Genomic DNA, 21,640 nt, shown 5'->3' with positions numbered 1-21,640 from the left:
ATAAAACACCCAATAATGGTTAATGTAACACTTCGCTAGGCTCATCAAAAATAAGATCTTCCATTTGCTCATACGCCTGCTGAGAATCAGGGGCATTAAATAACACCATCAAAATTAACCATTTTAAATCTTCTAAAGTAATGGCTGAATTATCAAGCGCCGCCAAACGATCCATCACCATTTCACGAGTGGTGCTATTAATAACGCCGGTTTGTTCAACAAACATTAAAAAGCCACGGCATTCAGTATCAAGAACGCGACACTCATTATCGGTAAAGATTCGCACTGCATGCTGCTCAGTGGCTAATAAATAAGGCGACTCATTACTATATTGTAATGCGGCAAGTTGATCTAACCAGTCAATAGCTTTGTTTATTTCCGGCTTGTTAAACCCAGCGCGCAGTAGCTCATCAGTAAGCTTACTTTGCTCAACAAAAACATCGCTTTCGCTGTGAACATAGTTTTCAAATAAATACATAAGAATATCAAACATATTATCCTCCAGCGCTTAATTTTATATAGCCGTCTAATACTCGCTCAATTTGATCGTCTAACTCTAAATCAAGCAATCGCGCTTGTACTTTATCAATTGGCCACTGCACTCGACGCATAATATCGTCCACACTGGTCACCTCAAACCCAATACTATTAAGTACCTCGCAATCTGAGGTTACAGCATCAGTTAACTCTTTATAGTTTAGACCAGAAGGGTATGAAAAGTTCATCTCATCAAGGATATCTGCGACGTTCTCAACCAGCTTAGCACCTTGCTTAATTAAAAAGTGGCTAGCTTGTGCAAGCGGATTTTTAATTGAACCGGGTACCGCAAAAACTTCTTTATTTTGTTCAAGCGCGTAACGTACCGTAATTAATGAGCCGCTTTTAATTTCGGCTTCAACAATTAAAACGCCTAAAGAGAGCCCTGAAATAATACGATTGCGCCGTGGAAAGTTGTGCGCATTGGCAGCCGTACCAGGCAAAAACTCACTAACCAATAAGCCTGTTGCTAATACTTGCTCTGTGAGTAACTTATGGCGTTTAGGATAGTAAATATCAACGCCTGTCCCTAGCACTGCAATGGTTTTACCATTTCCTGACAATGCCCCTTTATGGGCAGCGCCGTCAATGCCACGCGCCATACCTGAGGTTACTGTTATGCCAGCAAGCGTTAGCTGATGCGCAAACTCAGCAGCAATTTCAAGCCCCGTAGTCGTTGCGTTTCGGCTGCCAACAATGGCTATTTGCGGCGAAGCCAGCAAGCTGATATCTCCTTTACAAAAAAGTAATAATGGCGCACTAGCTATTTGTTTGAGATATTCTGGGTAGGTGGTATCAAAAATACTAATAACAATAATGTTTTGTTGGCTGATCAACTGCTCATAATGTGCAACTTGCTGCCAGTTCGTGTTAAGTAAATTGCTAGCTTGGTGAGCCGTTAAACCCAACGTAACCAACTCACTTTGCGATAAAGAAAACAGCGATGCTAAGCTGTATTGTTTAGACAGGGCTAAGAGCGTTTTAATCCCTAACCCCTTGCATAAGTAAAAGGCAAGCCAATGATTTAACTTGCCACACGATTGCTCCATGTTCCCTCCTAGAACACCGACTCGCTACTTAATGAATAACTGCTAAATCTCCAATGCGAATTGGGTACTGATTTTTAGTGATGAGTGCATAACTAACTTTGTCATACACTTTAAAAATAATCATTTCACCAACTTTTTCGGCTGGCATTTTCCACGTAATGCTATCTTCGTCGCTCTCTGAGCCAAACAACTCGCTAGTAGCGGATACTAGTTTTTCTAAACGACTTGAGTCTTCTGTATAACGCGGACCTCGAGCGCCATCAATTACTTTAGGTGATTGACGTTCAATATCAATTACATGACCTACTTCAACTTGTTGTTCAGAGCCTAAGTTTAGCACCACCACATCCATCGTGCTAAATTCTCTCACTTCACGGGGAGAGGCAATTACATGACCCTGCAACGGCTGGGTAGGACGATGCATATTAAAATACACCGGCAACATCTGTCCTTCCATCGCGGGTAATAAAAAATCACCTTGCTTGATTTCGCGCTTAACTGATTCAACTCTGACTGAGGCAGGTTCACCATTAGCCGCATCACCAGCTCTAAAAGCGCGAGCCATACCTACATAAGATGCTCTACTCGCTAGCTTTTCACCTGTTTTAGGATCGGTGTAAGGCGCCCCTTCATGGTAAATAGCATAAGCCTGATTGCGCTTTAAGTTACCTTTAACATATAAAATATGATCGATTGTTTGGGTTTTGGTATTTTCGTTGGCACCCAAAATGTAGGGTTTTTCTTTTATCGTATCGCTGTTTATCGCTTGTTCAAACGACAAATACGGTTTAATCAACTCAAGCGGTAACGTGGTGATAGCGTCTTTCCCTTTAGGTGTAATACGCCCCATAGGTGATAGCTTTCTATACGCTTTATTAATCACTAAACGCGGATTACCGTCTGCATCGTAAATTAATGCTAACGCATCGCCCGGGTAAATAAGATGAGGGTTGTCTATTTGCGGGTTCATTTGCCATAACTCAGGCCAAAGCCACGGCTCGTTTAAATATATCGCTGAGATATCCCAAAGCGTGTCACCTTTTTTTACAACGTATTGTTTAGGAGCGTCTTTTTTTATAGTTAATACATCTGCTAGAACAGGAAAAGCAGCACCTAATGCAAGTATTATTGCAATGAATGGAGATTTCATTGAGCTTCCTCATAGTGTTTTTTCATTATTATTAATCAAAACCTGTTAAAGGGGAACGTGAATGGCTAAAATAAGAACATACGATACCCTAAATTTAAGCATAAGTGTAAAAGGTAACTATGGCTAGGTTAGAAGTTTTAAGATTTCCAGATGAACGTTTACGTACAATCGCAAAAGAAGTAACTGTTGTTGACGACCAAGTACGTGAAATCGTCAAAGATATGCTAGAAACTATGTACGATGAAAATGGTATTGGACTTGCTGCTACGCAAGTTGATATTCATCAACGTATTGTGGTGATCGATGTATCAGAAGAGCGCGATGAACCGCTAATACTTATCAATCCACAAATTATCAAAAAAGATGGCTCTACCGTGAGCGAAGAAGGCTGTTTATCAGTTCCTCACTCGTACGCAAAAGTTGATCGCGCAGAAACCGTCACCGTGGCTGCACTCAACGAAGAAGGTAAAGAGTTTATTCTTGATGCCGACGAATTATTAGCGATTTGTATTCAGCATGAGCTTGATCACCTTCAAGGTAAATTATTTATTGATTATTTATCTCCATTAAAGCGCCAACGCATCCGTAAAAAGCTTGAAAAAGAAGCGAAGTTTGCAGCGCAATAATAAGCACCTTAGTAAATAATTAGGAAACTCAGTGACACAACCATTACGCATTATATTTGCCGGTACGCCGGACTTTGCTGCACGCCATCTGCAAGCACTCATCAATAGTGAACACCAAATTGTGGGCGTTTACAGTCAACCAGATCGTCCAGCGGGTCGCGGAAAAAAACTAAAAGCCAGTGAAGTAAAAGCGCTTGCACTAGAACATGACCTCCCTGTTTTTCAGCCGCAATCTCTCAAAACAGATGAAGCACTTGAGGAATTAAACAGCCTCAATGCCGATATTATGATTGTGGTTGCCTACGGTTTAATTTTACCTAAAGCCATTTTAGATGCCCCGCGTTTAGGGTGTTTAAATGTGCATGGTTCTATTTTACCTCGCTGGCGTGGTGCCGCACCTATTCAACGTGCTATTTGGGCAGGCGATCAGCAAACTGGTGTAACGATAATGCAAATGGATGAAGGGCTAGATACCGGCGATATGCTGCATATTAGCCGCTGCCCTATTGATAATACTGAAACCAGTGCCAGCTTATACACTAAGCTTGCTGAACTCGGGCCTGATGCATTAATCGATACCATAAATCGTTTAGCCAACGGGGAAATAACGCCTGAACCACAAAACGATACCGATGCCAATTACGCTAAAAAGCTCTCAAAAGACGAAGCCAACATTGATTGGTCTATGGATGCCGAGCAAATCGAGCGTAACATTCGTGCCTTTAACCCATGGCCAGTATGCTTTACCCAAATGAGTGGTAATACGGTAAAAATATACCAAGCAAGTGTGGTTGAACAATCAGGCGCAGCTGGCACTGTCTTAGCAAGTGATAAAAACGGTATCGTTGTGGCTTGTGGTAAACACGCTTTATCTATTGGCGAATTACAACCACAAGGCAAAAAGCCAATGGCAATTAATGATTTTTTAAACGGTCGTAGCGATTGGGTCACACCCGGCACTGTATTAGGCGAAAATAATGAGTAATGTAAGCAATGTCAGAGCGCTAGCCGCTGAAACTTTATATAACGTGGTTGATAAAGGCGCATCGCTTAATCAAGAACTTCCTTTCGCTAGCCAAGGCCTATCACCTAAAGATAAAGCCTTACTGCAGCAAATTTGCTACGGAGTATTACGTTACTTACCTAGCCTAGAAAATTATTGCCAGCATCTAGTCGAGCAACCGCTTAAAGGCAAACGTCGTATTTTCCAGTTTTTATTGTATGTGGGCATTTACCAACTACAACACATGCGTGTACCGCCGCATGCAGCAATTAGCGAAACGGTTAATGCGTTACAACAATTGCGCGCTCTTGGCTTAAAAGGGCTTATTAACGCCATTTTACGAAGCTTTCAACGTCAGCAAGTTGAGCTTGAAGAAAAAGCCAAACAAATTCCGGTATGTTTATACAACCATCCAAACTGGTTTATAAAGCAAGTAAAAGAAGCCTATCCAGATCACTGGGAAGACATTCTAGAAGCAAACCAACAGCAAGCGCCAATGTGGCTGCGAGTGAATCAATCGCAGTTTAGCACCCAAGAATATAGCGAAATGCTAACCGCTAACGATATTGAACACACTCTAAACCCTGATTTTATTGATGGCATTAAACTAAGCAAACCACGCGATGTGTTTTCACTTCCTGAGTTTGATACCGGTGCTTGTTCAGTACAAGATGCGGCAGCGCAGCTTGCAGCTCGCTACCTAGACCCACAAAATGGTGATGCAATACTTGATGCCTGTGCAGCGCCTGGTGGTAAAACCTGCCATATTTTAGAGCTTGCCGATGCAGATGTGCTCGCGCTTGATAGCGATGCCACACGATTAGAACGTGTTAAACAAAACTTAGAACGAATTGGTTTGGGCGCCGACTTACAATGTGGTGATGCATCGCAACCTCACACTTGGTGGGATGAAGATCAGTTTGATCGTATTTTGTTAGATGTACCCTGCTCTGCAACGGGCGTAATTCGTCGTCATCCAGATATAAAATGGCTACGTCGCGCATCCGACATTAACGACTTATCGACCCTACAAGGCGATATACTCGATAGCATTTGGCCATTGTTAAAACCAGGCGGCACATTAGTGTATGCAACTTGCTCGGTACTTCCTCAAGAAAACCAACAACAAGTTGCTAAGTTTTTAGCTAATAACGACGATGTGGAGCATATTCCTCTGCACAGCGAAGACACAAAAACCACACCAGGCTTACAGCTGTTACCAGGTGAAAGTGACGGTTTTTACTACGCTAAATTAGTTAAAAAAGCCTAGTATTGCCACGCAACACATTTAACTACCTCGCTTTTGAGGTAGTTATTATTTTGATGTAATTAGTATTAATAATACGGGTACATAATGAAAATAATCATACTCGGTGCTGGGCAAGTTGGCGGCACACTCGCAGAAAACTTAGTGGGTGAACAAAACGAAATAACCGTAGTTGATATCGACGGTAACCGCTTGCGTGAACTGCAAGATAAATACGATTTACAAGGTGTTGCAGGCCACGGCGCCCACCCTGACGTATTGAGTCGCGCAGGAGCTGAAGATGCCGATATGATTATCGCCGTAACCAGCTCAGATGAAGTAAACATGGTGGCATGCCAAGTTGCTTACAGTATTTTTAATACGCCAACCAAAATTGCCCGCATTCGCTCTGAGCAATATTTAAAATACCGCGAAAAACTCTTTCATAATGATGATTTACCTGTCGATCATTACATAGCCCCAGAAGCACTCGTAACTAAATATATTCGCCGTTTGATAGATTACCCTGGTGCATTACAGGTATTACAATTTGCCGACGGCATGCTCTCTTTAGTAGCTGTAAAAGCCTACTATGGCGGTTTATTGGTAGGCTATGCCCTATCTACACTTAAGCAACATATTCCTAATGTAGAAACCCGGGTAGCCGCTATTTACCGTCAAGGCAAAGCAATAAAACCGCAGGGTACTACCGTAATAGAAGCCGACGATGAAGTATTTTTTATTGCCGCCACCAAACATATTCGTGCGGTAATGAACGAGCTACAAAAACTGGAACGCTCGTACAAAAAAATTATGATAGCCGGTGGGGGTAACATTGGTGCTGGCCTTGCTCGCTCACTAGAAAGAAACCACAGCGTTAAATTATTAGAACGCAGTAAAGAGCGCGCAGAGCAACTCTCTGAAATGCTAGACAACACCGTGGTATTTTGTGGTGATGCGTCCGATCAAGAGCTGCTCTCTGAAGAACACATTGAACAAGTTGATGTTTTTATTGCCGTTACTAACGATGATGAAGTGAATATTATGTCGGCCATGCTCGCAAAACGCATGGGGGCACAAAAAACCATGGTGCTTATTCAACGAGGTGCTTACGTTGATTTAGTACAGGGCGGCGAAATAGATATTGCTATTTCACCACAACAAGCGACTATTTCTGCGTTACTTACGCACGTGCGCCGAGGCGACATTGTAAACGTGTATTCACTGCGTAAAGGGGCTGCAGAAGCCATAGAGGCAGTTGCCCATGGTGATGAAAACACATCTAAAGTAGTGGGTCGCGCGATTGCAGATATTAAATTGCCAGCAGGTACCACAATAGGTGCAATTGTACGTAATGACGATGTACTAATTGCCCACGACGACACGATAATTCTATCAGGCGATCATGTAATTATGTTCTTAATTGATAAAAAGCACATTAACGTGGTTGAAAAGTTATTCCAAGTTAGCGCAATCTTTTTATAAGTAATCCCTCCTTTTTATTCACAACATGCTTGTAAGTAAAAAGGAGAACACTTAAATCTAAATGAAAATCATTATCAAAGGTATTTACTAATAAAGAAAAATCCATTAGTCTCTTCTTGCTCGATTATCAAGCAGCGACATCTACTGATGTGAAAAGTTAATTTCACGTTTTTAAATAAAAATGGATTTCAAATGATACACCTACTCTCAAAGAAAAATTCTCCCGTAACTCATTACACTCTGGTTGGTCTTTTACTTTCAGCAGTTTCAACTCAAACGCTCGCCCACACTAGCGAAGATATCGAAAGGTTAACCGTAATTGGAGAGCAAGCAAACGGCTATAAAGTTAATTCCATGAGCTCTGCAACAGGTCTTGAGCTATCACATTTGCAAACACCGCAATCAACGATAGCGATAACAAGTGATTTTATGGCAGACCAACAACTAAACACCGCAATTGAAGCTATAACCAGTGTGACAGGCATAAATGCTCGAGAAGCAGATAATGGCAAGTTTTCTATTTCAGCCCGAGGTATTAGTGTCACCAGCATACTTTATGATGGCATAGCGACCACCTATGACACCCGCTTTAATTATGGAGATAACCTAACCGATACCGCAATTTATGAGCGTATCGAAATAGTTAGAGGAGCAACGGGGCTAATGCTGGGCGCAGGTAACCCTTCGGCAGCAATTAATTTGATACGTAAACGTCCAACTGCAAACACTCAAATAAATCTTACTGCTTCATTAGGCTCATGGGACAACTACCGTGCGATGGTGGATGTGTCGGGAAGCATAAATAATAGTGAAAGTATAAGAGGAAGGGCTGTTGTTGCTTATCAAGATAGACACTCATATCAAGATCGCTTTTCGCAAACCAGCCAAACATTGTATGGCATTATTGAGGCAGATCTTTCTAACAGTACTTTATTGACTCTTGCTATTGATAATCAATCGACAACCCCTAAAGGAACAATGTCAGGTGGTTTGCCTATTTTTTATAGTGATGGCTCCCGCACTGCTTATGATAGAGGTGCTTCAACGGCTCAAGATTGGGCCTCTTCTCGAACCGATGCACTTAATGCGTTTATTCGCCTAGAGCATTACTTTAACGCTAACTGGCAGCTAACCGCTAATTACGTCTATGGTGATAACGACCTAGACTATGATGTGTTTTGGGTAAAAGGAGAGCCCGATCCTATAAACAACACTGGAATGAAACCCGGTTCTATAAACTATATTGATGCAAACAGAACGCAGGATACCTATGAGGTCGAACTCAATGGTCGGTTTAATTGGCTGGGCCAAAGTCACCAACTGCTATTTGGTTATAATACCCAAGAGCAACAGTTTTCGACCCCTTATTATGCTAGTGAACAAAGTGACTATATTATCGGCGATTTCACTGACTCTAGTTATAGCATTGCAAAACCAAATTGGCAGTCAGAAGCGGCTTACGGCTCTTATGGCACAACTAAACAAGATGCGCTTTATGTTGCTGCACAACTAAATATAACCGATGCCTTGTCTTTAATTGTTGGAAGCCGGTTAAATCAATGGCAAACCAATCAAGATAATTTTGGTCGCATGCATGATTATAAAATAAGTGATGAACTAACTAATTATTTTGGAGCAACTTATGAACTAACACAGAGTTGGGCTTTGTATGCTAATTACACTGATATTTTTACACCACAAAGTCGAGTTGATAAAAATGGAAATTATTTAAGCCCTATTGAAGGTAAGAATTATGAACTTGGCATAAAAGCTTCTGTACTTGATGAACGTTTAGACATATCCCTTTCTGGATTTAAAATTTATCAAGATAATGTAGGCGAGTACACGGGAGATACCATTGCAGAAACACTTCAGGCCATCTACAAGCCCATTGACGGCACATTAACTCAGGGCTACGAGCTAGAAATCAACGGAAAATTAACCGACAACTGGAACGCTTATTTTGGCTATACCCATAGTAAAGGCGAAAAACCGGATAATACGGTATTAAATACCACCAACCCAAAAGATCAATTTAAACTTTTTACTAGCTATCAACTCTCAGGTGCATTAGACAATCTAAAAGTAGGTGGTGGCTATCGCTGGCAAAGCAATAGCTATGATGAAGTTAACAACCCTGTTTATGGTGCTGTTGAGGTAAACCAGCCTAGTTATGGTATTGCCAGCCTAATGGCGAATTATCAAATGAATGAGCAATTATCTGTAAGCCTAAATATCGATAACTTATTTGATAAGCATTATTACAGTCAAATTGGGTTCTATAACCAATATCGTTATGGCAAGCCAAGAAGCTTCTCTCTCCAACTTAAATATAGTCTCTAACAAGCACAAAAAAGCCGCTGACTATTAAGCGGCTTTAGTGGAGTATGATGGGGTAATACTTATTGTACTCTTGCAAACTCTTCTTTAGAAAGTTCACCATTTCCGTCAGTATCTAAGTCATCAAAAATATTCATGAGTTGTTTATTAGACGCAGCTTCCTGCTGACTAATTACACCGTCGCCATTGCTATCAAAAGAGGCAAAGTCTACTGCTGCGTATGCCGCTGATGATGACGCTAATACTAAAATCGCAAGTGTTGTGTTTAATGCTTTCATAATAAGTCTCCTTAAAGAGGGAAATCCTTTTCTGAGATCCCTGTGCAATGAAAAAAGTTAAAAATTAAAAGTTTGCAAACTCAGCTTTAGAAAGCTCACCATTACCGTCAGTATCAAGCTCAGTAAATACGGCCGTTAAATCAGCATTTACAGCAGCTTCGCTTTGACTAATAACCCCATTACCGTCGGCATCAATTGTGTCAAAGTCGCTAGCGGCAAAGGCTGCTGATGAAGAAGCTAGCGCGATAAGTGCGAATGTTTTGTGTAATGTTTTCATAATTTAATCCTTCAAAATGTAATGCTTTGTGCTATTGGAAATATCAGGCTATAACCGTCCTTGTCATTCTTTTTCATAGGCTCCCTTGCCTACTTAGGTTGTCTTTGGCAACTCAGAATATGCCTAGCCTTAGCTTATGCTTTAGAAAATTCTGCTTTTGATAGCTCACCGTTTTGGTCTGTATCAAGCTCTGAGAACATGCTCATTAGCTTTGCATCAACTGATGCCTCACTTTGGCTAATAGCACCGTTACCGTCGGTATCAAGTGTATCAAAATCGCTGGCAGCAAAAGCTGCTGATGAAGAAGCCAATGCGATAAGTGCGAATGTTTTGTGTAATGTTTTCATAATGAGTATTCCTTAAAATCGTTTAAATAATGTGGGAGATTTAGCTCCCAAAGTTTAATAGCTTAGGATTATGCTTTAGAGAACTCTTCTTTTGATAGCTCACCGTTTTGGTCTGTATCAAGCTCTGAAAACATGCTCATTAGTTTTGCATCAACTGATGCTTCGCTTTGACTGATCGCGCCGTTGCCGTCAACGTCTAGCGTATCAAAGTCGCTTGCTGCAAAAGCAGCTGATGAAGAAGCCAATGCGATAAGTGCTAAAGTTTTATTAATGCTTTTCATAATCAATCTTCCTTCAAAGTTTATGTTTTATGCGATTAAGTGTTTTACTTTAAATCACGTTTCGTTCAATACAACCTGACTATTACAACTTCGATGCCAACAATAAAAAGCAATTTATTTTCAATGAGTTAAAATTAAAACATCTTTAAGTAGCGTTATTTTACTCGTTATTTTGTTGCTTTTTAGCAACACGGAATAAAGCGATAAAATTAAAACCTTAAAAAACAATGGGTTGGTTTTTATAAAAACACCACACGATCAGTGAAAAACCACTAACAAAGCAAGTTAATTAAACAAAAAGGAAGGTGAGTTGAGATTTATTTTTTTATAAATAAAAAATTAAAATTAAAAAACAAATTTAAGCTGCTGTTTTTAAACAGTTTAAAAAATAAATTTAAGGTGACGTTGAAAATTTACAGCCGCACAAGGCTATTTGTTGCAAAATGACGAAATCACGTGAGTATACTGAACTTATAATAGAAGCTTGTTCAACTTGATATGCCCCTAAACTATTTCAACTTCAAGCGCACTAGGGTCAATAAAATGATCCCCCATTAGCGCTTTCATTTGCTCTTCACTGGCAAATAATCGAATTCCACAACAGATACCGCTAGCATGTTTTTTTACACTGCATATTTGCCCCTCATGCTTAGTATCACCATCAAATACAACCGTACAGCGCATGTCTTTTAACTCATCGAGTGCTTGGGTTGTTTTAATATCAAACATAACTCCGGTGAGCGAAATGTCTTTTATAACCCCTTCAAAGGGAGGCTGCTCATCGGTTAATGTTAACTTAGCAGGAAACAACGTGGGTATGCGTGCTTGTGAGCGCAGCCCAAACAACTGCACTTGTGAAGGGTATTGAATAAACAACAATTTAGCAGGGTGAGAGGCAACAGACATAAGTTGCTGACGAAACGCAATCACATGCCCGCCACTGCCCTCTATAAGCGCTCTTACCACCACCATAACACCATCACGCAGGTAATCACTTGCCATAGGAAGTCGCTTAGCGCTGGGATAGTTTAAAATAATAAATTTGTTTTCTAATAAACCAATAAACTCCGTTTTTACACGTCGGCTACTGGTTGGTGTCAGTATTTCTACATCGACTATGCCACCTGTGACGATTTGGTTTAACTTTTCCAAATTGGTTTTTTGCATAGTTCCTTCCTAATATTTAAAACATTATCCACGCCAAAATGTTGGGGTAAATAATACTAACAGTGTAAATATCTCTAACCGGCCAAATACCATAGCGACTGTTAGTATCCATTTAGCGGCATCACTAATCGCACCATAATGAGAGGCTACGTCACCCAAACCTGGGCCCAAGTTATTAAGGCAGGCTGCTGTCGCAGAGAATGCGGTAATGTTGTCTAACCCTGTGCCCATTAACGCTAACATTATAATAATAAAGACTAGTGCATAAGCTGAGAAAAAGCCCCATACCGCTTCAACTACTTTGTCAGGTAAGGCCTTACGACCGAGCTTTATTGAATATATAGCTCGAGGATGTACTAGGCGGTTAAGCTCTCGTATCCCTTGCAAGTACAACAAAAACACGCGAACAACTTTCATACCGCCACCGGTAGAACCCGCACAGCCGCCAATAAAGCTCGAAAAAATAAGTAAAATAGGTAAAAACAACGGCCAAGCTGAAAAATTATCTGTGGCAAACCCAGCAGTACTACTAATAGACACCGCTTGAAACAAGGCCTGATCGAGGGTTTCATCACCATTTGCATAAACATCATGAGACGAAAGCACAGTAAAGCAAATTACCACCAGCGCTAACTGAATACACAAGAATACTTTAAACTCAGGGTCGCGAATGTACACACTAATACTACGGCTCGCTACAGCGGCATAATGTAGTGAAAAGTTAATAGCGGCTATAATTAAAAAGAACACACAAATAAAGTTAATTACAGGGCTATCAAAGTGCCCCATTGACGCGTCATAAGTAGAAAAACCACCAATAGCAACTGTAGAAAAGGCATGGCATATAGCGTCAAACCAGTTCATCCCTGCGCTCCAATACGCCAAAGTACACGCAAGAGTAATAGATACGTAAATATACCAAAGGTGCTTAGCTGTATCGGCAATACGCGGGGTCATTTTGGAGTCTTTTACTGGGCCAGGAATTTCAGCTCGGTACAACTGCATACCACCGACGCCAAGCATTGGCAGTATGGCTACTGCTAATACAATGATCCCCATCCCACCAAACCACTGTAATTGCTGGCGATAAAATAATACCGATTTAGGCAAGTATTCTATGCCAGTTAATACGGTCGCCCCTGTGGTAGTTAAGCCTGAGAAAGCTTCAAACACTGCATCGGCCAAAGAGAGGTTGGGTTCTTGTAAAAATATCAGCGGCAATGACGCAAACGCCCCTAATACCAACCAAAACAAAACCACAATTAAGAAGCCTTCGCGTGCTTTTAAATCACCATGCTCATGCCTATTTGGATAGTAAGCCATTAAGCCAATAATAACGCTAAATATAAAGGCTAAAACAAACGGTACCCCTCCGCCATCTTTATAAATTAAAGACACGAGTGCTGGTGGCACCATTGTAATACTAAATAGCGCGACCAGTTGGCCAAGAATTTTTATGATGGTACGAAATTGCATTGAGCGTATCGCTTTTTTATTAGTAAATTAAAATAACTACTGTATGACTCGAAAATTTAATCTGTAGTGATTAAATAGGATGGATGTAAGACTATTACTCTTTGATTGTTAACTCAACTGCGCCGTGACTTAAATCAAAAATATCTTTGCATGCTTGCTGTGCTTGGCGGCTATCAATAGTAATACTCCACTCAATATTTGCCGTAAACTGCTTTTCAATATTAAGTACCTGAAAGTTGGTTTTTAAGTGCTGTTCTATTGCGCCTTGCATACTGTATTCACTAAAGCCAACCAGCTCAATGCTGGGTACTTTTACCACTGTTTGTAATTTTGCTAAGGCATTATTAAGTGAGCCACCATAAGCACGAACTAATCCACCGGTACCAAGCTTTATACCACCAAAATATCGTGTTACCACAGCAGTTACTTCACCTAGACCAGAGCCCACCAGCACGTTGAGCATAGGTTTACCGGCGGTGCCATTTGGCTCTCCATCGTCAGAAAAACCATAAACATGGCTTCCACCAGGATTACCCGCAACATGCGCCCAACAATTATGGCGTGCATCACTGTATTTTTCTTCAATGTTTTTAATAAAGGCTTTCGCAGAGTTTAAATCAGGCGTGTGGCCTATATGCACAATAAAGGTACTTTTTTTAATTTCTTCTTGATGAAAAACATCGTCGACTGGGTATTTATATTCTGACATAGCGCTTACTTGGCTGTTAAATTAAAAATGGGGCCAACAGGCCCCTTTCGTGGATAATATAAACTGTTATTAGTTAAATATTAGTCGAGTAATAAATCACGCGTCATATTTTCTAGGCTGTCTTCGTGAACAATAATATTATCTTCAATACGAATGCCGCCAAATGGTTTAAACGCTTCTACTTTTTCCCAGTTAATAAACTGCTTGTTGTCTGTTTGTGCTAAATCACCCAACAAAGAGTCGATAAAGTACAAACCTGGTTCAATAGTAAACACTTGGTTTTTCTCAATTAAGCGAGTGCAGCGTAAAAATGGATGACCCTCTGGTGGTGCCTGATGTGCACCGGTTTCATCACGCATAAAGCCACCTACATCATGTACCTGTGCACCTAAATGATGCCCTAAGCCATGAGGAAAGAAGGTTGAGGTAATTTGACGCTCAACAATTTCAGCTGCAGGTAACTTAACAATATCAAAGTCACTTAGTAACTGTGCAATGCGGTTATGGCAGTCAATATGTAGCTCGCCATACAGTACACCTGGTTTTAAGCTTTTGCCTAACTCAATCTGATGCGCCGTCATTGCTTTAACTAGATCAGCAAACTCGCCTTGCTTTTTAAAGTCGTAGGTACGGGTAATATCTGCAGCGTAACCATTAAAGTTAGCGCCCGCATCAATTAAAAATGAGTTATGTGTTTGCGGTGCTTTTGGCTCAAAATGGGTGTAGTGCAAAATAGCGCAGTTTTCGTTAAGGGCCACAATGTTGCCATATGGCATTTCATTTTCGCTCTGACGCGTTGCCATTAAGTACGCCTGCTGAATATCAAACTCGCTACCACCATTAAAAAACGCATCACGCGCCGCTTTGTGGCCATCTACTGCAATACGGTTCGCATTACGTAAACATTCAAGTTCATATTGCGTTTTATAAGCACGGTGATAATGAATATAGTTAAGTACTGGCTCAGGATTCATGATGCTAAAACCAAGTGCTTGGGCTACTTCTAGGTATTCACCAATGTAGGCAAATTTAGCTTTATCGTAAGGAAGTAGTTTTTCAACCTGATCAGGCTTTAGTAGCAATTCAATATCGAAGTACTCTGCCCAAAAATCTCTTGGTTCATCAGGTACTTTATGCCAAAAATCAATTGGACGATAAAAAATAAGCTTTGGCTTATCGCTACCATTTACCACAATCCAGCAATGCGGATTATCAATAACCGGTAACCACGCTTTAAAATGGGGGTTAACTTTAAACGGGTAATACATATCATCTAAAAATTGGCGCTTAGCTTGGCCTGAATGAATGACTAATCCTTCTAACCCTTCTTGCTCACAAATAGTACGTGTACGCTGCTGCAATGTTGCAATATGTTCGGCGTATAATACGGCTAATTTTTCCATAATAAACCCATCTGTTAAATTTAACTTGCTCTGAGTCTACCACTTATAAACAAAGCGCTCAAAAAAGAGGGATAGTTACCGTGTAAATATCCCTCTGCTGTTGTAGATTTATTTTTACTACCCGCCCATGGTCATCTCTAATAGTGGCGCGAGTAAATTCCCCTCTCGGCCAAGGCGAGTGTGATAAACCTGCCGATACGCAAATACGTTTTTTACGTAGTCTCGAGTTTCTCTATATGGAATAAGCTCAACCCATAGCTCTGCGGGCATCGCTTCCTCTGGTAGCCAACGCTTAATTCGGTGATATCCGGCGTTATAGGATGCTGTTGCCAACACCTCGTTACCGTGATTTTTCTTTTTTAAATACTGTAAATAACGGGTACCAAGTCGAATATTGGTTTTTGGCTGATACAAACGACGGCTAGATACATCACCTTTGTTAATATATTTTGCGGTGCTTGGTAATAACTGCATTAACCCGCGTGCATTTGCATGAGAACGGGCATCAGGTGCAAATGAGCTTTCTCGACGCGCAATAGCGATACTCCAAGTTAAATCTATTTTGCTACGATTACTGTAGCGCTCAAACATGTCTTGAAACGCAAATGGAAAACGCAAATCAACATAATCCCATGCTTTTATTTTTGCTAGGGTAAATATTGTACTATCAAACCAATCAAGTTCTGCCGCAAGCACTGACGCTGCTAGCTTTTCATCATCTTCAGAAGTGTTGGTTAAATAATTCCATTCACGTCGGGCCGCTGTAAATCGCTCAAGTTCATACAACGCCTTGGCACGCTTAAAGCCTGGTGCATTACTGACTTTTGTCACTAAGGCTTGATTTACATTGACTGGTAGCTCATTTAAATCAACCGGTAACCCTAAGCGAGCAGCGGCTAAAAAACCGTAATAATCACGGTTAGCGGCTACCTTGCTCCAAATTGCCTTAGCTTTTTCATGATCTGCGCGTTTGTCATAACTATATGCAAGCCAATACTGTTGCCCTAAGCTAAGATTTTCTTTACCGGTAAAAAATGCCGCAATGCCTTCCCAATCTTGAGTTTTAAGCATATTGGCTAGTTGCCATTGCATTAATTTACGGTCTTGACGCGCTTTAGGGACTTTATTTAAATAAAAGCTCGCCTGGCTATGGCCGCTCGACGCTAACGACAGCGCAAAGGTATAATATACCTCCGCCTTTTCATCATCAGCAAAATCAAACATGCCTTCAATTTTTTGCCACGCCTTTAATGCCAGCTCTTTATCACGCCAAATTAAACGCTTAATACCATAAAGCGCTATTTCCCCTTCTTTGGCTGTTTTACGTTTATAGCGGTAAAGGCCTGCAGCAGCACTAGGATCGCGCCTTACCTTGGAATATAAATCAGCTAAATAACGCTCCTTGGCTGGCAATAAGGTTTTTAAATAAGGCAATAAACGATAAGAGCCCCCTTGTGCCGCTAAAGTAACACGCTGCCACACAACATCAGGGGTTAAATAACCATTTTGTCGCCAGCGCTTAAAAAGCCCGTCACATTCACTGGGCTGTGACTCGCCAACCGTCCAAATATCGGTTACCTGCGAGAGTATTGCTTTTTTAGGCGCTCCTAAGTCAAGCTGATAACTAAGGTGGGTACAACTAAGCTCAGTGTCAGAGGTTTCACGGTAGTTTTTAATAAATGCTGCTTTTTTATTTCTGCGCTTTAAATAATTTAACCATGCTTTGCGCACTGGCCACTCTAATGGAGTGTGTTCATAAATAGTGAGGAAGTTTTCTATTTCTGTTTGGTGTTTTAAACTGGGGTAGCGCTGCCAATAGGCTTTTTCTACATAGGGCTTAAGTGGGTGAGACAATGAGTCTACCGCTTCTTTAAAGCTATTGTAATCACCATAGCGGGCTTGTTTTTCTGCATCTAAAAATGCATCAAGTTCGGTATTTGCGTTGGCAGAGGGAAAAGATAAAAATAGAGTCGCTGCCGCTACGCTTAATAAATATTTTTTCATAATGTCCTTTAGGGCATAGTTACCTTCAAGGCTGACAAGAGTGTGGCTATGGGTAAATAAAAAAACAGCGCAGGCACTGTAACTCTATTTTATTTACTTTGATAAAACCCAAGCTATAAACACCAAGACAGCGCAATAAAATGAATAAAGAAAACTTTCAAACCCACCTTAGCACCAAACCAGCTATATTTTAACCAGACGTTTGTAACCAAGATAAATTTTTCGTTGCATTTTTAAATTAAAGCAAGCACACTGGTCTGAATATGAACTCATCGTACCAGTCTTAGTTCATCAACTAGGGAGAATAATAATGTTATATAAAAGCGATTCCTTTGAAGTTAGCTTCGTGAAGGAAAACATCGCCGAGTTTAAGTTTTGTGCTACAGGTTCTGTAAACACATTATCTCAACAAACTCTTTCAGATTGCGCGGCAGCATTAAAAGAATTAGCCGCTAACACTGATATTAAAGGCATGATTTTTACCAGTGATAAAGACCACTTTATTATTGGTGCCGATATCTTCGAATTTTTACCTACTTTTACTAAGCCTGAAGCAGAATTAGTAACGTGGATCAAAGATGCAACTGACGTTTTTGATGCAATTGAAGACTTACCATTCCCAACACTCAGTGTTATAAACGGCTTGGCGCTTGGCGGTGGCTGTGAGTGGGCACTTGCTACCGATTATCGTGTTGCAAGTGACTCAGCAAAAATGGGCTTACCAGAAGTTAAATTAGGCATAATGCCTGGTTTTGGTGGTACAGTGCGCCTTCCGCGCATTATTGGTGCCGATAACGCGATGATGTGGATCACCACAGGTAACGAAAATCGCGCTGCTGACGCCCTTAAAGTAGGTGCATTTGACGCGGTAGTTAGTGCCAACAAACTACAAGAGTCAAGTTTAGCAACACTAGAATTAGCGATTGCTGGCAAGCTAGATTGGCAAGCAAAACGTGCTGTAAAATTACAACCGCTTAAATTAAACCGTGTTGAGCAAGGCATGAGCTTTGCAATGGCAGAAGGTATGGTAATGGGTAAAACCAAAGGCCACTATCCTGCTCCAGTTATGGCAGTTCGCACTATTAAAGCAGCAGCAAACAGCTCACGCGCCGAAGCAATGGCAATTGAAAATGCCAACTTTGCAAAACTAGCACGTACTAGTGAAGCTGCTGCTCAAACGGGTATCTTTTTAGCAGACCAATACATTAAAGGTAAAGCACGTAAATTTGCTAAACACAGCGATGTAGAAATTAAACAAGCGGCTGTATTAGGCGCAGGTATTATGGGTGGCGGTATTGCATACCAATCTGCTTATAAAGGCACACCAATCATAATGAAAGACATCCAACAGGATGCGCTAGATTTAGGTATGGGTGAAGCATCTAAACTATTAGGTGCAAAAGTGAAGCGCGGCCACATGCCGATGGAAAAAATGCTAGCAACGCTTAGCAAAATCAAGCCAACGCTTAACGATGCAGACCTACAAAACGCCAACATTATTGTTGAAGCCGTAGTAGAAAACCCTAAAGTGAAGCAAGCCGTACTTGCTGATCTTGAAAAGAATATGCCAGAAGGCACGGTACTTACGTCAAATACATCGACTATTTGTATCGACCTACTTGCAGAAGCGCTTGATAAGCCAGAAAACTTCTGTGGAATGCACTTTTTCAACCCAGTACCAAAAATGCCATTAGTAGAAATTATCCGTGGTGCAAAAACTTCAGATAAAACGATTAATGCCGTGGTTGATTACGCACTTAAACTAGGTAAATCACCGATTGTTGTTAACGATTGCCCAGGCTTTTTTGTAAACCGTGTTTTATTCCCTTACTTTGCTGGATTTAGCAAATTAGTGGTTGAAGGCGCTAACTTTGCAAAAGTAGATAAAGTAATGGAAAACGTATTTGGCTGGCCAATGGGCCCGGCTTACCTACTTGATGTTGTAGGTATTGATACGGCTTATCATTGTACTGGTGTAATGGCAGACGGTTTCCCTGAGCGTATGGCACGTGCAGATAAAGACCCAGTGACTGTTTTTGCTAACGAAAAACGTTTTGGTCAAAAGAACAAAGCAGGTTTCTATAAGTACGAAACAGATCGTCGCGGTCGTCTTAAAAAATCTCATGACCAAACAGCGATTGAACTACTTGCACCTATCACAGACGCACCAAAAGAATTTGATAAACAAGAAATCATTGACCGTTGTATGATCCCAATGATCAACGAAGTACTACTTTGTTTACAAGAAGGCATTGTTGCTTCTCCTCAAGAAGCTGATATGGCACTTGTATATGGTGTTGGTTTCCCTCCATTTAGAGGCGGCGCGTTCCGTTACTTAGATCAAACAGGTTTAGCTAACTTTGTAGCAACTGCTGACAAATACGCTCACCTAGGTGCGATTTACCAAGTATCAGAGCAAACTCGCAAGTGGGCTGAAGAAGGCCGTGTTTTCTATAAGGTGGAAGGTTAATATCATGAATAATCCAGTAATTGTAGATTGTATCCGCACACCAATGGGTCGCTCAAAAGGCGGCGTATTTAAAAACAAACGTGCGGAAGACTTAAGCGCTCATTTAATGAAAGGCTTATTAGAACGTAATCCGGCAGTTGACCCTGCGTCAATTGACGATATTTATTGGGGCTGTGTACAGCAAACATTAGAGCAAGGCTTTAACGTTGCACGTAACGCATCTCTACTTGCAGGCATTCCACATTCAGTGCCGGCAACCACAGTTAACCGTTTATGTGGCTCATCAATGCAAGCATTGCATGACGCTGCTCGCGCAATTATGACTGGCGCTGGCGACACATACCTAATTGGTGGCGTTGAGCACATGGGTCACGTACCTATGACTCACGGTAACGACTTTCACCCAGGCTTAGCTACATCAATTGCACAAGCATCTGGCTCTATGGGTTTAACCGCTGAGTACCTTGCTACTATTCACGGTATTAGCCGTGAGCAACAAGATGAATTTGCTTACCGCTCTCATCAACGCGCTCATGCAGCGACTGTTGAAGGCCGATTCCGCCGCGAAATTTTAGCAATGGAAGGTCACGATGCTGACGGTTCACTTATTCTTGTTGAAGATGATGAAGTAATTCGTCCAGAAACAACAGTTGAAGGTTTATCGCAGCTACGTCCAGTATTTAACCCTGCTACGGGTTCTGTTACTGCGGGTACATCTTCTGCACTTTCTGACGGCGCATCAGCTATGTTAGTAATGAGCGAAGAAAAAGCAAAAGAACTGGGCTTACCAATTCGTGCACGTATTCGCGCTATGGCTGTCGCCGGTTGCGATCCATCAATCATGGGTTACGGCCCAGTACCTGCAAGTAAAAAAGCATTAGCACAAGCCGGTATTACCATTGATGACATTGACGTAGCTGAGCTAAACGAAGCATTCGCAGCACAATCACTACCTGTGCTTAAAGACTTAGGCTTAGCAGACGTGGTTGACGAAAAAGTGAATTTAAACGGCGGCGCTATCGCACTTGGTCACCCTCTGGGTTGTTCGGGTTCACGTATTAGCACCTCGCTTATTCACTTAATGGAAGACAAAAACGCAAAATACGGTTTAGCAACTATGTGTATTGGTTTAGGCCAAGGCATTGCCACTGTATTTGAACGTGTTCAAGACTAATTAGTTTTTAACATGTAAAACCACCTTGGTGATTAAAAGGCGAACTAGCGCAAGTTAGTTCGCCTTTTTTATGCCACCAGCTTTTGCAGGTTTAAAATGAATAATGTGATCGGGTGCATTAAACTTATTTCAGATTATCTATTAATAAGTTGAGCTGTTTTGTTATACGTAAAATAGTTAACCAACAGCTTTATTTACGCTAAACTACCCGACCTAACCAAGCCGCGACTATTTTTACAGGTAATTTTTATGAGCTTTGACAACCCCGATCACCAATTAGATGCCATCGGCCTTCGTTGCCCAGAGCCGGTGATGATGGTACGCGCTGCGATTCGTAAAATGAGCGATGGTGAAACACTGCTTATTATTGCCGACGACCCTTCAACCACCCGCGATATTCCCAGCTTTTGTACCTTTATGGATCACACGCTAGTGGCTAAAGAAGTTGAAGAGTCACCGTATAGGTATGTGGTGAAGAAAGGGTTGTAATCAGCTATCAGCTATCAGCTATCAGCTATCAGAAATTAAAAAAAAAAAAAAAAAAAAAAAAAAAAAAAAAAAAAAAAAAAAAAAAAAAAAAAAAAAAAAAAAAAAAAAAAAAAAAACAAAAAAAAAAAA

20 protein-coding genes are annotated in these 21,640 nt (G+C 41.0%); 8 read left to right on the top strand and 12 right to left on the bottom strand.

Annotated features, from left to right (window positions below):
* Positions 1-19 precede the first annotated feature (19 nt).
* From CWB78_RS17835 to CWB78_RS17825, 3 genes are read right to left on the bottom strand one after another with little or no spacing between them, the layout of a single operon-like run.
* Positions 20-493: a DUF494 family protein gene (locus CWB78_RS17835; RefSeq protein ID WP_138596760.1), complete on the bottom strand. Its 474-nt coding sequence runs from the start codon at positions 491-493 to the stop codon at positions 20-22.
* A 1-nt stretch (position 494) separates the two neighbouring features.
* Positions 495-1,586, bottom strand: a complete 1,092-nt coding sequence (gene dprA / locus CWB78_RS17830; protein WP_138596758.1) for a DNA-processing protein DprA — start codon at positions 1,584-1,586, stop codon at positions 495-497.
* A 28-nt stretch (positions 1,587-1,614) separates the two neighbouring features.
* On the bottom strand, positions 1,615-2,736 hold the full coding sequence (locus CWB78_RS17825) for a LysM peptidoglycan-binding domain-containing protein (RefSeq protein WP_010392750.1): 1,122 nt from the start codon (positions 2,734-2,736) through the stop codon (positions 1,615-1,617).
* A 119-nt stretch (positions 2,737-2,855) separates the two neighbouring features.
* Here CWB78_RS17825 and def point away from each other — a divergent pair, with 119 nt between their 5' ends.
* From def to CWB78_RS17800, 5 genes are all read left to right on the top strand, one after another.
* Positions 2,856-3,362: a peptide deformylase gene (def, locus tag CWB78_RS17820; protein WP_138596756.1), complete on the top strand. Its 507-nt coding sequence runs from the start codon at positions 2,856-2,858 to the stop codon at positions 3,360-3,362.
* A 31-nt stretch (positions 3,363-3,393) separates the two neighbouring features.
* Positions 3,394-4,347 (top strand): methionyl-tRNA formyltransferase, encoded by a 954-nt coding sequence (gene fmt / locus CWB78_RS17815; protein WP_075169468.1) that lies wholly within the window; start codon positions 3,394-3,396, stop codon positions 4,345-4,347.
* Positions 4,340-5,635 carry a 16S rRNA (cytosine(967)-C(5))-methyltransferase RsmB gene (gene rsmB, locus CWB78_RS17810; RefSeq protein ID WP_075169469.1) on the top strand — a complete coding sequence of 432 codons (1,296 nt, stop codon included), beginning with the start codon at positions 4,340-4,342 and terminating at the stop codon, positions 5,633-5,635. Before fmt ends, rsmB begins: the two co-directional genes overlap by 8 nt.
* A gap of 84 nt (positions 5,636-5,719) precedes the next feature.
* Complete coding sequence (trkA, locus tag CWB78_RS17805) at positions 5,720-7,096, top strand: Trk system potassium transporter TrkA (RefSeq protein ID WP_054202928.1); 1,377 nt, start codon at positions 5,720-5,722, stop codon at positions 7,094-7,096.
* Positions 7,097-7,288: 192 nt separating this feature from the next.
* Positions 7,289-9,439, top strand: coding sequence for a TonB-dependent siderophore receptor (locus CWB78_RS17800; RefSeq protein WP_249930475.1), 2,151 nt, complete (start codon positions 7,289-7,291; stop codon positions 9,437-9,439).
* A gap of 59 nt (positions 9,440-9,498) precedes the next feature.
* Here the strand turns inward: CWB78_RS17800 and CWB78_RS17795 are convergent, their stop codons facing one another.
* From CWB78_RS17795 to CWB78_RS17755, 9 genes are all read right to left on the bottom strand, one after another.
* Complete coding sequence (locus CWB78_RS17795; RefSeq protein WP_010392739.1) at positions 9,499-9,714, bottom strand: EF-hand domain-containing protein; 216 nt, start codon at positions 9,712-9,714, stop codon at positions 9,499-9,501.
* Between the two features lie 64 nt (positions 9,715-9,778).
* The gene (locus CWB78_RS17790) at positions 9,779-9,991 is read right to left on the bottom strand and encodes an EF-hand domain-containing protein (RefSeq protein ID WP_138596754.1); all 213 of its coding nucleotides are present in this window, start codon (positions 9,989-9,991) and stop codon (positions 9,779-9,781) included.
* A gap of 134 nt (positions 9,992-10,125) precedes the next feature.
* Entirely contained in the window at positions 10,126-10,338 is a 213-nt protein-coding gene (locus CWB78_RS17785; RefSeq protein WP_008112939.1) for an EF-hand domain-containing protein, read from the bottom strand.
* A gap of 68 nt (positions 10,339-10,406) precedes the next feature.
* Positions 10,407-10,619: an EF-hand domain-containing protein gene (locus tag CWB78_RS17780; RefSeq protein ID WP_008112941.1), complete on the bottom strand. Its 213-nt coding sequence runs from the start codon at positions 10,617-10,619 to the stop codon at positions 10,407-10,409.
* A 504-nt stretch (positions 10,620-11,123) separates the two neighbouring features.
* Positions 11,124-11,786 (bottom strand): flagellar brake domain-containing protein, encoded by a 663-nt coding sequence (locus CWB78_RS17775; protein WP_010392736.1) that lies wholly within the window; start codon positions 11,784-11,786, stop codon positions 11,124-11,126.
* A gap of 24 nt (positions 11,787-11,810) precedes the next feature.
* Complete coding sequence (locus CWB78_RS17770) at positions 11,811-13,262, bottom strand: TrkH family potassium uptake protein (protein ID WP_138571038.1); 1,452 nt, start codon at positions 13,260-13,262, stop codon at positions 11,811-11,813.
* Between the two features lie 94 nt (positions 13,263-13,356).
* Positions 13,357-13,971 (bottom strand): YigZ family protein, encoded by a 615-nt coding sequence (locus CWB78_RS17765; protein ID WP_138596752.1) that lies wholly within the window; start codon positions 13,969-13,971, stop codon positions 13,357-13,359.
* Positions 13,972-14,051: 80 nt separating this feature from the next.
* A complete protein-coding gene (gene pepQ, locus CWB78_RS17760) occupies positions 14,052-15,374 on the bottom strand; it encodes a Xaa-Pro dipeptidase (protein WP_010392729.1) in 1,323 nt (440 codons plus the stop codon).
* A gap of 117 nt (positions 15,375-15,491) precedes the next feature.
* The gene (locus tag CWB78_RS17755) at positions 15,492-17,378 is read right to left on the bottom strand and encodes a lytic transglycosylase domain-containing protein (RefSeq protein ID WP_138596750.1); all 1,887 of its coding nucleotides are present in this window, start codon (positions 17,376-17,378) and stop codon (positions 15,492-15,494) included.
* Between the two features lie 310 nt (positions 17,379-17,688).
* On the opposite strand from CWB78_RS17755, the gene fadB reads away from it, so the two are divergent.
* From fadB to tusA, 3 genes are all read left to right on the top strand, one after another.
* The gene (gene fadB / locus CWB78_RS17750; RefSeq protein ID WP_010392724.1) at positions 17,689-19,848 is read left to right on the top strand and encodes a fatty acid oxidation complex subunit alpha FadB; all 2,160 of its coding nucleotides are present in this window, start codon (positions 17,689-17,691) and stop codon (positions 19,846-19,848) included.
* Positions 19,849-19,852: 4 nt separating this feature from the next.
* The gene (gene fadA / locus CWB78_RS17745) at positions 19,853-21,022 is read left to right on the top strand and encodes an acetyl-CoA C-acyltransferase FadA (RefSeq protein WP_010392722.1); all 1,170 of its coding nucleotides are present in this window, start codon (positions 19,853-19,855) and stop codon (positions 21,020-21,022) included.
* Between the two features lie 249 nt (positions 21,023-21,271).
* Positions 21,272-21,511 carry a sulfurtransferase TusA gene (gene tusA, locus CWB78_RS17740; protein ID WP_008112953.1) on the top strand — a complete coding sequence of 80 codons (240 nt, stop codon included), beginning with the start codon at positions 21,272-21,274 and terminating at the stop codon, positions 21,509-21,511.
* The last annotated feature ends 129 nt before the right edge of the window (positions 21,512-21,640 follow it).

It is taken from the genome of Pseudoalteromonas sp. S1612 (assembly GCF_005887175.1).
In the GTDB taxonomy this organism is placed as follows: domain Bacteria; phylum Pseudomonadota; class Gammaproteobacteria; order Enterobacterales; family Alteromonadaceae; genus Pseudoalteromonas; species Pseudoalteromonas undina.
This window is presented reverse-complemented; position numbering and strand designations above follow the sequence as displayed.